The 14,470-nt window shown below is 59.4% G+C and carries 9 protein-coding genes; 5 read left to right on the top strand and 4 right to left on the bottom strand.

The window, feature by feature from the left end:
• The first annotated feature begins 182 nt into the window (after positions 1-182).
• Together AWR36_RS11715 and AWR36_RS11710 are read left to right on the top strand one after the other, a co-directional pair.
• Positions 183-2,336 carry a prolyl oligopeptidase family serine peptidase gene (locus tag AWR36_RS11715; RefSeq protein ID WP_067085145.1) on the top strand — a complete coding sequence of 718 codons (2,154 nt, stop codon included), beginning with the start codon at positions 183-185 and terminating at the stop codon, positions 2,334-2,336.
• Positions 2,337-2,613: 277 nt separating this feature from the next.
• Positions 2,614-4,353 (top strand): AMP-binding protein, encoded by a 1,740-nt coding sequence (locus AWR36_RS11710; RefSeq protein WP_067085143.1) that lies wholly within the window; start codon positions 2,614-2,616, stop codon positions 4,351-4,353.
• Positions 4,354-4,499: 146 nt separating this feature from the next.
• Here the strand turns inward: AWR36_RS11710 and AWR36_RS11705 are convergent, their stop codons facing one another.
• Complete coding sequence (locus tag AWR36_RS11705; RefSeq protein ID WP_231745312.1) at positions 4,500-4,805, bottom strand: DUF1540 domain-containing protein; 306 nt, start codon at positions 4,803-4,805, stop codon at positions 4,500-4,502.
• Between the two features lie 225 nt (positions 4,806-5,030).
• Between AWR36_RS11705 and AWR36_RS11700 the strand changes: the two genes are divergently transcribed.
• The gene (locus tag AWR36_RS11700; protein WP_067085138.1) at positions 5,031-5,747 is read left to right on the top strand and encodes a single stranded DNA-binding domain-containing protein; all 717 of its coding nucleotides are present in this window, start codon (positions 5,031-5,033) and stop codon (positions 5,745-5,747) included.
• Positions 5,748-5,909: 162 nt separating this feature from the next.
• On the opposite strand, the gene AWR36_RS11695 is transcribed toward AWR36_RS11700, so the two are convergent.
• The gene (locus tag AWR36_RS11695; protein ID WP_176491137.1) at positions 5,910-6,206 is read right to left on the bottom strand and encodes a DUF1540 domain-containing protein; all 297 of its coding nucleotides are present in this window, start codon (positions 6,204-6,206) and stop codon (positions 5,910-5,912) included.
• Between the two features lie 206 nt (positions 6,207-6,412).
• On the opposite strand from AWR36_RS11695, the gene AWR36_RS11690 reads away from it, so the two are divergent.
• Entirely contained in the window at positions 6,413-9,865 is a 3,453-nt protein-coding gene (locus tag AWR36_RS11690) for a NahK/ErcS family hybrid sensor histidine kinase/response regulator (RefSeq protein WP_067085136.1), read from the top strand.
• A 139-nt stretch (positions 9,866-10,004) separates the two neighbouring features.
• Here AWR36_RS11690 and AWR36_RS11685 read toward each other — a convergent pair whose 3' ends face one another.
• Positions 10,005-10,715: a LuxR C-terminal-related transcriptional regulator gene (locus AWR36_RS11685; RefSeq protein ID WP_067085133.1), complete on the bottom strand. Its 711-nt coding sequence runs from the start codon at positions 10,713-10,715 to the stop codon at positions 10,005-10,007.
• Between the two features lie 151 nt (positions 10,716-10,866).
• Complete coding sequence (acs, locus tag AWR36_RS11680; RefSeq protein WP_082679572.1) at positions 10,867-12,825, bottom strand: acetate--CoA ligase; 1,959 nt, start codon at positions 12,823-12,825, stop codon at positions 10,867-10,869.
• Positions 12,826-13,085: 260 nt separating this feature from the next.
• Here acs and AWR36_RS11675 point away from each other — a divergent pair, with 260 nt between their 5' ends.
• Entirely contained in the window at positions 13,086-14,432 is a 1,347-nt protein-coding gene (locus AWR36_RS11675) for a DcaP family trimeric outer membrane transporter (RefSeq protein ID WP_197409266.1), read from the top strand.
• Positions 14,433-14,470 lie beyond the last annotated feature (38 nt).

Below are 14,470 nucleotides of genomic sequence, written 5' to 3'. Positions count from 1 at the left end.
TTTTCAGTTGGATATTCTGATTTTGTTTGAGAGTTTAATGAAAGCCTCTGCAGTGACATGCTCGTGAGCAGAGTGCAATTTTTTTGCGTATAAAGGTCTCCTACAGCAGTTGCCCCGACGGCACCTCCTTTGCAGAGAGACTCTGCTGAGACATTTGATAAGAACACGCAAGAGATTGAGTCATGAGAAAGCTTACCTCCCTCGCTGTAGTGGGCATGCTGGCTGCCTGCTCCGGAGAGTCCCCGAACAACGATACGGCGGCTGCGGCAGAAACGCCGGTTGCCAGTATCACCTACCCGGAAACCCGAAAGGATGGCGTTGTGGATACCTACTTCGGAACGGAAGTGGCCGATCCCTACCGCTGGTTGGAGGACGACCGCAGTGAGGAGACCGGGGACTGGGTGAAGGCCCAGAACGAGGTGACTTTCGGCTACCTGGAGGGCATTCCCTACCGGCAAACCCTGAAAGAGCGCCTGGAATCCCTGTGGAATTATGAAAAAGTGAGTCGTCCCTTTACCGAGGGGGAGTACACCTATTTCTATCGCAATGACGGCCTGCAGGATCAGTCGGTCGTTTGGCGGAAGAAGGGTGAGGGAGAGCCGGAGGTATTCCTCGATCCGAACAAGTTCAGCGAAGATGGCACCACTTCTCTCGCTAGCCTGAGTTTCTCCAAAGACGGTTCTATCGCGGCTTACTCGATTTCCGAGGGCGGTAGTGACTGGCGCAAGATCATTGTGATCGATGCGGAGTCCAAGGAAGTGCTGGAGGAGCCGCTGGTGGACGTAAAGTTCTCCGGTATTTCCTGGAAAGGCAACGAGGGCTTCTACTATTCCAGCTATGATAAGCCGGAAGGTAGTGAACTCTCCGCAAAGACCGACCAGCACAAGCTCTATTATCATGAGCTCGGTCAGCCCCAATCCAAGGACGAACTGGTATTTGGTGGTACGCCAGAGGAGAAGCGTCGTTACGTACAGGGTTACGTTACCGAGGATGACCGCTATCTGGTAATTTCCGGAGCGAAATCCACTTCCGGTAATGACCTGTTTATCCGCGACCTCTCTGAAGAAAATGCGCCCCTGATCCCGGTGCTGACAGATTTTGAGTCCGATACCTATGTTATCGATAATGTCGACAGCAAGCTGTACCTGGTAACCGACCGCGGTGCCCCGAACAAGAAAGTGGTCACTGTTGACGCGGCGAATCCCGAACCGGAAAACTGGGCCGATTTCATCCCGGAAACCGAAAATGTCCTGACGGCCTCCACTGGCGGTGGCTACTTCTTCGCTGAGTACATGGTGGATGCGCTCTCAAAAATTTACCAGTACGACTACGAGGGGAATCGCATCCGGGAGATTGCCCTGCCGGGGCCGGGTAGCGCGACTTCCATCAGCGGCAAGAAAGAAGACGAAGTCCTTTACTACTCTTTCACCAACTACAAGACGCCTTCCACCATTTTCTCTTTCGACGTAAAAGAAGGTGAGTCTTCCATCTACCGGGAATCCGGTGCTGACTTTGAAGCGGATCGCTACGAGTCGAAGCAGGTGTTCTATACCTCTCGCGATGGCACCCGTGTCCCGATGATGATTACCTACAAGAAGGGTCTGGAGCTGGATGGCAAGAACCCGACCATTCTCTATGGTTATGGTGGTTTCAATATCAGCCTGACTCCCTCGTTCAGCATTGCCAATGCAGCCTGGTTGGAGCTGGGTGGCGTTTACGCGGTGCCGAACCTGAGGGGCGGTGGTGAGTATGGTAAGGAGTGGCACAAGGCCGGTACCAAGCTGCAAAAGCAGAATGTGTTTGATGACTTCATCACGGCTGCCGAATACCTGATCGACAACAAGTATACCTCCAGCGACTTCCTCGCAATTCGTGGTGGCTCCAATGGTGGCTTGCTGGTGGGCGCTTCTATGACGCAGCGGCCGGACCTGTTCAAGGTTGCCCTGCCCGCCGTGGGTGTGATGGATATGCTGCGCTACCACACCTTCACCGCGGGTGCTGGCTGGGCATACGACTACGGTACCGCCGAAGAGAGCGAGGAAATGTTTGAGTATCTCAAGGGATACTCACCGGTGCACAACGTGAAGCCGGATGTACAGTACCCGGCGACGCTGGTGACTACTGCCGATCACGATGATCGTGTGGTGCCGGCGCATTCGTTCAAGTTCGCCGCGCACTTGCAGGACAAGCAGGCGGGTCCGGCGCCGACGTTGATTCGCATCGAGACCAAGGCCGGTCACGGTGCCGGCACACCGGTCTCCAAGAGCATCGAGCAGTACGCCGATATCTTCAGCTTCACCCTGTACAATATGGGTTTTGAAGCTCTGCCTGAATAAATTCAGCCTGTAACTGAATTGACCTGAGCCCGGCCTTGCCGGGCTTTTTATTATCTGTGCCGTTCTCCCTGGCCTCGTATTCCTGCCGTTAGCGAACCTTTCCCTTAATCCAGTCACGACGCCCGAGCCAGAGTGGGTGAAAAGCGCGCCAAAACCTGCCGTTCAACTGGTCTGCCTGTAAATAGAACGAGTACTCTGTAAGTGGCCTGCAGCGGTTTCGCGGCGAATCAGGATCAAGGTCGAACCGGATAATAAAAGCAAGCGCGAGGCGAATATCATGACCCCAGAGCAAAAGTACCAGCTGGTGGCTGGCAAGCAGCCACTGGAACTTCTCTATCAGCGGGAGCGCGAGCAGGCTGGGGAGGTTTACCTGCGCCAGATGTGGAACCGCGAGTGGCGCGAGTACACCTGGAGTGAAGTCATGGATCGCGCGCGGCGGATCGCCAGCTTTTTGCGGGAGCGGTTCGAGCCGGGCGATCGTATCGCGATTCATGCCAAGAACTGCGCAGACTGGATTATCGTGGATATCGGCATCATGCTCGCCGGGATGGTGAGTGTGCCCCTGTATCCGGGCCAGTCGGCGAGCTCGATGGAATATGTGCTTCAGCACTCCGACAGCAAGTTGCTCTTCTGCGGTGCCAGTGATGACAACGAATCCCTGAAGCAGGTCGCGGGCCGCTTGCCATCCGTCGCCATCCAGCGCTGTGAAATAGAGTGTGACAGCACCCTCGAGGAGCTTCTGGAAACCCACAGGCCCTATCCAGAAAGCCCGCTGTTCGGTGAAGACGAAGTGTTCACCATCATGTACACCTCCGGTACCACCGGCAACCCCAAGGGGGTGATGCACACCTGGTCCGCTCTCAGCTTTGCGGTTCCAAACATGGTGCGCGGCTTCGGCTACGATGAAAGAGACCGATTTTTTTCCTACCTGCCGCTGGCCCATGCGGCTGAGCGGATCGTCATTGAGTTCCATAGTCTGTATTCCGGCACCCCGGTTCATTTTCCGGAATCCCTCGACACCTTTCTCGAGGATCTGAAGCGCGCACGCCCGACCATGTTCTTCTCGGTGCCGCGCTTGTGGGCCAAGTTCAAAGAGGGGATTGATGCAAAGCTGCCGCCTTCGTTGCAGAAGTTTCTGCTCAGGGTTCCCGGTTTGCGTGGTTGGTTGCGCCGCAAGATCCAGGGCGGTCTCGGCCTTGACCGCGCCCGCATGCTGGTAACGGGGGCGTCTCCCATCTCGATCGATTTGCTGCGCTGGTATCACCAGATGGGCATGATGGTCACGGACGGCTATGGCATGACGGAAAACTTTATTTATGGCTGCATCACCCATATGGGAGATACGCCAGTACCGGGCACCGTGGGCAAGCCCTTCTGGGACTGTGAGGTAAAAATCTCCGACCAGGGCGAGATCCTGTTCAAGAGTCGTGCGTTGATGAAGGGGTATTACCGGGAGCCGGACAAGACCGCCGAGGTGTTGCGCGATGGTTATTATCACACCGGGGATGCAGGCTTTATTGATGAGGCGGGATTGCTGCACGTCACCGGTCGTATCTCCGATACCTTCAAAACCAGCAAGGGCAAGTTTGTGCAACCGCCGCAGCTGGAAGGGTTGTTTGGTGACGAACCGTTGCTGGGGCAGGTGTGCGTGCTCGGACATGGCATGAAGCAACCTGTGATGCTGGCAACCTTGTCCGAACTCGCCCGCAGCATGGCCAAGAACGATGTGGCCAACCAGCTGGAGAAAACCCTTGGTGACGTCAATGCGCGGCTTCAATATCACGAGAGAATCGGGGGTATCTTCATTACGGAGGAGGAGTGGACACCGCAAAATGAACTGCTAACCCCCACCATGAAAATCAAACGTAAATTGCTTGAGCAGCGCTACCGCCCCTGGCTGGAGAGCCATCTGGATGCGGGCCCGATTATTTGGGAGTCTCCTGCTGGCACAGGTGCGCCCGCCGACAGTCGCCCCGCTTTCAAGCCGGGCCAGCCCGATATCGAAGGCAGTGCCTGATTGCATTGGTGAATATTCGCTCCCGCTGCCTGCCAGCCGCAGCTGGCGACTGGTGGTCGCAGTCCCGTAAGGTAGGGGGTGATTCAGCGGTAAAAAAAGGCCGGCAAGCGGTGCAGCTTGCCGGCCTTTTGTGTTGATGGTGACGGCTAGTTGCAGCTACAGGTCATGCATCTAACCTCGCCACCCTGTTCGCCGACATTGATACTGTCGGCGCAGCATTCGAAGTCCTCATTGTGATCGCACGCCGAGACTTTACAGGCCCCGACCCCGGCAGAGCGGTTACTGCGGGTATGCTTGGAATTATTGAAGTAGGTATCACAGCCGGGAATGTCACCATGTCCAATGGTGATGGCTCGGGCATGGCAGTTATTGTCGGTGTTGTAGGCGCACTGGGAAATTGCGCACTGTGCGACTTCCGGCATATCGGTGGCGATGATCATCTTGAGCCTCACTCTCTTTTTCGCTCCCTCAAGCCTAGTTCAGGGCGATCCGTTCAGTCTGCTCTTTGCTGAATTTTGCGCCAGTGGAGGCGCAGATCTGGCGCCTCGATTCACATCTCTCCTGGTTATGGATGCTGCTTGCTTATACCGAGATCGAATCGATGTGCCCTTTAAAAATGACGTTGGCGATCGCAGGTCTAGAGGTGAAGGCAACGGAAACGCAAAAATGGAGGTTTTATGATTCCGCACAAGACACACAGGCTGGCAACTGGCATCCGCAGCACTCTCGGGAGTATGGCTGTGGGGGCTGCTGGGCTGGCGTTGTCTGCGGCAGCGATGGCAGTGGATCCCTACGCCAAGTCCGACGATAGCTGGATCAGCATCAGCGGCAAAGTGGTGGCCGCCCAGGACGATCGCTTTGCCCTGGACTTCGGTGAAGGGGTGATCTCGGTGGAAATGGACGACTGGGACTGGTACCAGGAGGGGCGAGCACTGCTCGAAGGGCAGGAAGTCATTGTCTACGGTCGAATCGACGATGACTTGTACGAGATTCGCTCCATTGAGGCGGCCAGTGTCCATGTGGACAGCCTCAACAGCACTTTCTTCGCCAGTCCGGTGGATGAGGAAGATATCACCAATATCTATGTCGGCAGTTACTTTGCGTTCCCTCGCACAGAGGGGCAGGAGGTCAGTGTGACCGGTATGGTGAAGGATATCGAAGGCCGCGAGTTTACCCTGGACACCGGCGTGCGTGAGATGCGAATCGATACCATCGGCCTCGGCTACAACCCACTGGATGACGAAGGTTATCAGCAGATCGATGCCGGGGATTTTGTCAGCGTATCCGGCGAGCTGGACCTCGATTTCTTTGAACAGCGGGAGATCCGTGCCGACCGGGTGCTGACTCTGTCTCCCGAATCACGCACCAGGCCAGCGCCCGGAACCATGCACTGAAAAGCCATTGACAGAACAGCGCTCAGCCTGAGGGAGCGCCTTAACAACAAATCTCAGGGAGGAGAGTCAGGGAGGAAATAAAAACAGAACGGATTATCAGGAAGGATAAAAAGTCAGCGCCCGTCATGGGCGCTTTTTTTTGCCCACAGCTGCAGGGATGAACTAGTGGGCTGCGCTGTAGGTGAGACAGTTGACGGCATTACCGTTCTGGCCCACCTGGATGGCGTCCGCACTGCACTCGAAATCTTCGTTGTGGGCGCAGTCTGTCATCTTGCAGGCACCGACACCGGCAGTGCGGTCGCTGTCGGTGTGTTTGGAACTGTCGAAGTAGGTATCGCAGTCTGGATCTGGACCGTCACCAATGGTGATGGCGCGGGCGTGACAGGCCTCGTCAGCATTGTAGGCGCAGTGGCTGATGACGCATTTGGCGACTTCGGGCATATCGGTGGCGATGATCATGGTGTTGGTCTCGTAAAAACGTCGCTTGGCAAGGACAACGGATAGAAGGTGTCAAGCAGAAAATAGTTCAGCCCATTGGCTTGTCAACGCCGCCCGGATGACCGGGCGAGTACCTGGCGTCTCCATTTGCGACCATCCGCTAATAGCCACCTGCAGGGCGCTTCAGTTATCTTCGGTGGAATAATAAGTAGCACCGGAGTTAGTCGATGATAGGCAAGCCCTTTTTGCTCTTCTTTGCCCTGGTTTATGTGGCGCTGTTGTTTGCGGTGGCCTGGTGGGCTGAGCGTCGCGGTGCCTGGAGTCAGCGCTACCGGCCGGTGGTCTACGCGCTGGCGCTGGCGGTCTACTGCAGCTCCTGGACCTTTTTTGGTGGCGTGGGTCAGGCGGTGGCCAGCACCTGGAGTTACCTGCCCATTTACCTGGGTCCCATTCTCCTGTTTCTGTTGGGTGGTTCGCTGCTGGGCAAGCTGGTCACGGTGGGGGAGCGACAGAAAGTCACTTCCATCGCCGACTTTATCGGCTCTCGCTATGGCAAGAGCCGCGGGCTGTCTGCGCTGGTCACGGTTCTGGCGATTGTGGGTACGCTACCCTATATCGCCCTGCAGCTGCGGGCAGTGACCATGGCGTGGGATGCCGTTGGTCCGAGCGATGTGGGTGCCGGTCTCTGGAATCTGGATACGGCGCTGGCCACAGCCCTGCTCATGGGGCTGTTTGCGGTGCTGTTCGGCACCCGTCACCTGGAGGGGCGGGAACGCAATCGCGGCGTGGTGAGCGCCATCGCGCTGGAAAGCCTGGTGAAGTTGCTGGCTTTTGCGGCCGTGGCCGGGCTCGCCTGCTGGCTGCTGGTGACAGAAGCACTGGTTAGCGGTGAGGCTCTTGCCCGGCGCTGGGACCCCCTTACCCTGGACGCGAATTTCCTCACCCAGACGCTCCTCGCCGCTGCTGCCATCCTGTGTCTGCCGCGGCAGTTCCATATGGCCGTGGTGGAGTACCAGGGTCCAAAGGACCTGCATACCGCACGCTGGATGTTCCCGCTCTACCTGCTGCTGTTTGCGGTGTTGATCCTGCCGATCGCCATGGCTGGCCAACCTCTTGCCACCGGTGGGGCGCTCTCGCCGGACAGCCTGGTACTGTCGCTGCCGATGGCGGCCGACAGCAGTGCGCTGACCGCACTCGCCTACCTGGGCGGATTCTCCGCCGCCACTGGCATGGTGATTGTCGCGGCAGTAACGCTTGCGGTGATGATCTCCAATGAGCTGGTGGCGCCGGTTTGGCTTTATCTGAGCCGTTTCACGCGCTTGTCGGCAGTCTCCTTCGGTAATTACCTGCGCCAGATCCGTGCGGTCAGTATCCTGTTATTGATGCTCCTTGGCTGGGGTATGCACCGTGCCCTGACGGGGCTGGAAACCCTGGCCCCCATCGGCCTGCTGTCTTTCGCCGCCGCCGCGCAGCTGGCACCGGCACTGATCGGTGGCCTCTACTGGCGGGAGGCCCACCGCAACGGTGTCTGGGCCGGCCTTGCCGCCGGTTATGCCCTGTGGTTCTTCTGCCTGGTGTTGCCGGCGGTGTTCCCGGCCCATCCGCTGACGGGCCAGGGATTGGCTGGTGTTTCCTGGCTGCGGCCACAGGCACTTTTTGGACTGACGGGCCTCGATCCCCTGAGCCACGGTGTGTTCTGGAGCCTTGTGGCCAATGTGTTCCTGTTTGTGCTGGTGTCCAGGCTGAGCCAGCAGGATGGCCGCGACCGTCGCCAGGCCAGCGCCTTCGTCGATGAGGGTGTGCGCCGCCGGGACGCCAGTGCCGAGCTGGCGCCGACCAGTGTGCAGGTCGCACAGCTGCACAGCCTGATGCAGCCGTTCATCGGTTCTGATCGGCTGGATGAAATCTGGCAGGGTTTTGAATTGCGTGCCGGCCAGCGGTTGCTCCCCGATGACCGGGCGCCGAGGTTTGTTGTGTGGGAGACAGAGACGATCCTGGCGGGGATTGTCGGCTCCGGCACTGCACAGCAGGTGCTGGAGCTGCTGCGCCGCAATAAGCCACTCAAGGTGGAGCATATCGCCCGGCTGGTGGATGGCACTTCGCAGAAATTGCGTTTCAGCCAGGAGTTGCTGCAGACAACGGTGGAGACCATCAGTCAGGGGATTTCCGTGGTGGACGCGGATCTGCGCCTGGTAGCCTGGAACCAGCAGTACCGGGAGCTGTTCGGGTATCCCTCGCGGCTACTATATATCGGTTGTCCGGTAGAACGCCTCTATCGCCACAATGCGGAGCGCGGCCTGTACGGCGACCAGAACCGCGATCTGGATGCCCAGGTGCAACGGCGGCTGGAATTATTGCGTCACGGCAGCGCACATCGCTTCGAGCGGCGATTGCCGAATGGTGTCATCGTCGAGGTACGTGGGACGCCCATGCCCGGCGGCGGCTTTGTGACCACCTTCACCGATATCAGCGACTACCGGGCTGCGGTGGATGCACTGGAGGAAAACCAGCGCACACTGGAGCAGCGGGTAGAGCAGAGGACGGCAGAGCTGCAGTCCCTGCACGCGGCCAAGTCGCGGTTCCTGGCCCACACCAGCCACGACCTCCTGCAGCCCATCAATGCGGCGCGCTTGTTTATTGCCTCGGCACAGCAGAAGGCCGCGCGGGAGCAGTGGCCCGAGACCCTGTCGGACATTGCCAATATCGACAGCGCACTGGAATCCGCCGAGCACCTGATCGGCGCCCTGCGGGAGATCAGCCGGCTGGACTCCGGCAAGCTGACCCCTAAGCTGGAGCACTTCCCGCTGAACGACTTGCTCGATGGACTTGCGACTGAAATGCAGGCCATTGCCGCTGCACGTGGCCTGCAGCTCCGTCATCCCCGCAGCAGTGCCTGGGTCTACAGTGACCGCCATCTGTTGCGGCGGATCCTGCAGAACTTTCTCAGTAATGCGCTGCAGTACACGCGCCGTGGCCGGGTCCTCATCGGCGTGCGCCGTCGGCCCGAGGGTCTGGAGGTGCAGGTACTCGACACTGGCCCCGGTATTGCCGAGGAAGCGCAGGCGCAGATTTTCGATGAGTTTGTGCGGCTGGCATCGGCGGAAAATGCCAGTGAAAAAGGCTTGGGCCTGGGGCTCGCTATCGCCCGTCGCAGTGCCGATCTACTGGGCCACCCGGTGCACCTCCACTCCGTGCCCGGGCGTGGCACCCTGTTTTCAATCCTGTTGCCTGCGGGTGTGCCTGCAAGCCGTTCACAGGAATCAGTGCCCTCCGAGCAGGCCGCGCTGGGGGCAGAGCTGGATGGGGTCCGGGTCCTCTGTATCGACAATGAAGCCTCTATCGTGCGTGGTATGCAGAGTCTGCTGGAGGGGTGGGGGTGTCAGGTGACGGTGGCCCGTTCACTTACTGAGGCGCGCGCGGCGTGGAAAGGGGGTCCGCCACAGCTAGTCATTGCCGACTACCACCTGGATGATGGCGCGACAGGTATCGAGGCGATCGAGGCGCTCTGTGATGACTGGCAGTCAGAAGTTCCCGGCATCCTGGTCAGCGCCGATATTTCCGAGACAGTGCGCGATAGTGCCCGCGACGCGGGGCTTTTCTATCTGCCGAAACCGGTCAAGCCGGCGGCACTGCGCAACCTGGTCAGGCGGCTGTCGAAAACGCCAGTGGGCCATGTGTAAAGTTCGCTGACAATGGGGCTCGGCCAGCGCGGGCAGATGAGCGAGGAAGCGCAGGAACAGTGGTTCTGTTTCCAGCTTTCCCACACAAAGCTGGAGGGGTTGGCGAAGCGAGCTGTTACACGACTTTACGCATGGGCTATCAGGCGGGGGCGGGCTGCTTCGGCGGAGGCGTGAACTGCCCCGGCGCCTCCACATCCAGACTGCTGATGGCCAGTACCGCCTGGGTACGTGAATTCACACCCAGCTTGCGGAACAGGGCGGTGAGGTGGGCCTTCACGGTCGCCTCGGTGACATTCATCTCGTAGGCAATCTGCTTGTTCAGCAGGCCTTCGGCCAGCATGGTGGCCACGCGGAATTGCTGCGGAGTCAGTGATGCCACCACATCGGCGACGTCGTCATGCTCAGCACCCCCGGTCGTGCGCTGCCGGGCCACATCCGCTGGCAGCCAGATATCCCCCGCCAGGGCGGCTTGCAGAGCTTCACCAATGGTTTCCACCGGCGCGGATTTCGGCAGGAAGCCGCAGGCCCCGTAATCCACCGACCGACACATGACTTCCGGTTTCTCGTTGGCAGAGACCACCATCACCGGTAGCTGCGGGTGCTGGCCGCTCAGGAAGATGAGGCCGCTGAAGCCATGGGCGCCCGGCATATGCAAATCGAGTAGCAGCAGGTCTGCGTCACTGTGCTCCGCAGCGCAGCGTTGCAAACTCTCCATGTCCATTGCCTCGACGATCTCGGCGTCAGCAAAGGTGGTGCGGATGGACTGGCAAAGGGCTCCGCGAAACAGCGGATGGTCGTCGGCCACAATAAATTTGCGGCGGCCGGCGCCGGGACCGTTTGGGTTGGTCATGGCTCCCTCATCATTTTGAGGCCCTGCAGGGCTTTTTATTCTTAGTCTGGACAGATCCAGTTTACGCCCATCCGCTGCCGATGGGAAAAAACCGGCCGCCGCCTGAGGCGGGGCCGGTGCAAGGATCGACTCGGTGGAGTCAGTCGTCGAATCAGGCGCTCTCCGCCAGGGCCTCGTGGCGGGCAATCAGTTCAGCCACCACCGACGGGTCTGCCAGTGTAGAGATGTCCCCCAGCTGATCCACTTCATCGGCAGCAATCTTGCGCAGGATGCGGCGCATGATCTTGCCGGAGCGGGTCTTGGGCAGCCCGGGAGCCCACTGAATCACATCGGGTGTGGCAATGGGACCGATCTCACTGCGCAGCCAGTCGCGCAGGGTGCGGTGCATTTCCTCGCTGGGTTGCCGGTCGCTGTTCAGGGTCACGTAGATATAGATTCCCTGACCTTTGATGTCGTGGGGGAAGCCCACCACGGCGGCTTCGGCCACAGCGGGATGCGCCACCAGTGCGCTCTCCAGCTCGGCAGTGCCCATGCGGTGACCGGATACGTTCAAAACATCGTCCACGCGTCCGGTGATCCAATAGTAGCCATCCTCGTCCCGACGGGCGCCGTCGCCGGTGAAGTACATGCCGTTGAAGGTGCTGAAGTAGGTATCGATAAAGCGCTGGTGATCCCCGAACACGGTGCGCATCTGCCCCGGCCAGCTATCCAGCAGGACCAGGTTGCCCTCGGCGGCGCCCTCCAGGACATTCCCCTCGTTGTCCACCAGTGCCGGGCGGATGCCGAAGAAGGGGCGGGTAGCGGAACCGGGCTTCAGGGCGGTGGCTCCGGGCAGGGGCGTCAACAGGGCCGCACCGGTCTCAGTCTGCCACCAGGTATCCACAATCGGGCACCGGCCGCGGCCGAAGTGATCGTGGTACCAGCGCCAGGCCTCCGGATTGATCGGTTCGCCCACGGTCCCCAGCAGGCGCAGGGAGGAGAGGTCAGCACCTGCGGTGGGTTTGTCGCCCTCGGCCATCAATGCACGAATCGCGGTGGGAGCAATGTAGAGCACATCGATCTGGTGCTCGTCGATAATGCTGGCCACACGGCTTACATCGGGATAGTTGGGCACACCTTCGTACATCACCGTGGTTGCGCCGTTGGCCAGCGGTCCGTAGATGATGTAGCTGTGGCCGGTGACCCAGCCGATGTCGGCGGCACACCAGAAACGCTCACCGCGGCGATAGTCGAACACATATTCATGGGTGAGACTGGCGTAGGTCAGGTAGCCGCCGCTGGTGTGCAGCACCCCCTTGGGCTTGCCGGTGGAGCCGGAGGTGTAGAGGATGAACAGTGGATCCTCTGCGCTCATTTCTTCTGCCGGGCAATCGTCGCTCTGCTCCGCCAGTAGCGTCGCATAGTCCACATCGCGACCCGGCACCATGTTGACCTGATCATCGGTGTAGTCCACGACTACCGCTTTCTCGACGGTGGTTTCCTTACAGAGTTCGATCGCCCGGTCCACGTTTTCTTTCAGCACCACCGAGCGGCCGCCGCGTTTGCCGGCATTGGCGGTGATGACGATACGGGAGTGCCCATCATCCATGCGCCCGGCGAGAGCCTCCGGAGAGAAGCCGGCAAACACCACCGAGTGCATCGCACCGATACGGGCACAGGCGAGCATGGCAGCGGCCGCCTGGGGAATCATTGGCAGATAGATGGTCACCACATCCCCCTTTTTCACCCCGAGGGATTTCAGGCCGTTGGCGAACTGGCACACTTCCCGATGCAGCTCGCGGTAGCTGATCTCGCGACTCTGGCCGGGTTCGTCGCCCACCCACAGGATAGCGTTGCTGTCGGCATGTTCCGCCAGGTGCCGGTCCAGGCAGTTGGCGGCGACATTGAGCGTACCGTCCTCGTACCAGCGGATATGCAGGTCATCCTTGTCGAAAGATGTGTTCTTTACCTGCGTGAATGGCTTGATCCAGTCGAGCCGCTGCCCCTGCTCGCGCCAGAAGCCCTCATTGTCCTCTATGGAGCGCCGGTACAGCTCCAGGTACTGCTGCTCATTCAACAGGGATTGTTCGGCGTAGTGCGCGGGCACGGGGTAGACAGTTGCTTCTTTCACGTTGGCGGACCTCGCTGATTATTCAAAGCCGGCTGCCCGGCATCGGGTTTTGTGTTTATGAACATCATGCCCCGCGCCCGCAAAAGCGCGTATTAGACATAAGTCGAAATCCGCTGTGATTGACCGGCATTTCCCTCCCACACTTAGACATTGGTCGAAATAGCCCCTGGATTTAGACCAATGGTTAATACCCGAATTTTCGCAAACGCGCTTATATCGCTACTGCACCAATCAATTAGCCAGCGATGAGGGAGAACGGTATGACCAAACCAATCGGAAAATTCGTGGCTCGCCTCTCGGCGGGTCTGATCATTTCATCGGCCTGTCTGGGCTTTGCCAGTGTCGCCAGTGCGCAGAAGTCCGTCGCGGATGAGCCCAGCCCCGAGGAGCTGCAGCTGCGCATCGAGGAACTGCAGGCCCAGATCAGCAAACTGGCCGAACAGGCGGAGCGCGCCGAACAGCGTATGGCGTCGCTGCCGGATCCGGAGCCGGAGCAGGCGCCGGCCAGTGGCACCAAGCTGCAGATCGGCGGCTACGTCAAACTGGACAGCAACCTGAGTGATTACTCTGATGGCGCCTCGGCCACAGCGGGCATCGGCGAGGATTTCCTCGTGCCTTCAACCATCCCTGTCGGTGGTGAGAGCGGTGACGCCAAGTATCACGCCCATGCCAAATCCACCCGCCTGTTTATCAAAACCAGCACGGCTGCGGGTTCGGGTCAGGTGAATACCCATCTCGAAATCGACGCCATGGCCAGTGGCCAGGGGGACGAGCGCATCAGTAATTCCTACGCACAGCGTTTGCGCCATGCCTATGTGGACTGGCAGATGGATGAAAGCCGCAGCCTGCTGGCAGGCCAGAGCTGGTCCACCTTCTTCAATGTGGGCGCATTGCCGGAAGGGATGGATTTCGTCGGGCCGGTGGGAACGATTTTCGAGCGCCAGCCGCAACTGCGCTTCACCCAGAAGGTTGGTTCCGGCAGCCTGCAAGTCGCGGCAGAAAACCCTGCCACCACGCTCTACAACGGTACTGAGAACCCCTACGACGATAACGGCAGCCCGGACTTTATTGTGCGTTACAACAACAGTGCGGGCGGCCTCAGTTATTCCATCGCCTCCATGAGCCGCGAGCTGGCCTATGAAGCCGGGGATCTCCGCGAATCCCGGCGCGGTTATGCCATCAGCCTGTCCGGCAAGCTCCAGCTGGGGACGGACGATATCCGCTTTATGTACAACTACGGCAATGCGTTGGGGCGCTATATGGGCCTTAACGGCTACCGCGCCGGCATTATCGATGTGGATGGTGATATCGACTTGATCGACCAGTCCGGTGGTTTCATTGCCTGGCGCCACCCCTGGAGTCAGGCCTGGCGGACCAATGTCGTGCTCTCCATGAGCTCTGCCGACAATCCGGATACGGTCTCTGACACCACTGCGGCCGAGTACCGCAGCGCCCACCTGAATCTGCTCTATTCACCGGTACCAAAGCTCACCCTCGGTGGCGAGTACATTCTGGCCAGTAAGCAGGTGGAAAATGTCAGTGGACTGTTGGCGGATGACGAGGGCGACTTGCAGCGCCTGCAGTTTTCCGTCAAATATGCCTTCTGAGGAAAAAACAATAATCGAGAAACGATGGGAGATAAGCG

Origin of the sequence: Microbulbifer flavimaris, from assembly GCF_001641755.2 — a bacterium.
Lineage (GTDB): Bacteria > Pseudomonadota > Gammaproteobacteria > Pseudomonadales > Cellvibrionaceae > Microbulbifer > Microbulbifer flavimaris.
The sequence above is the reverse complement of the archived record's forward strand: the minus strand, read 5'-3'. Positions and strand labels throughout refer to the sequence as shown.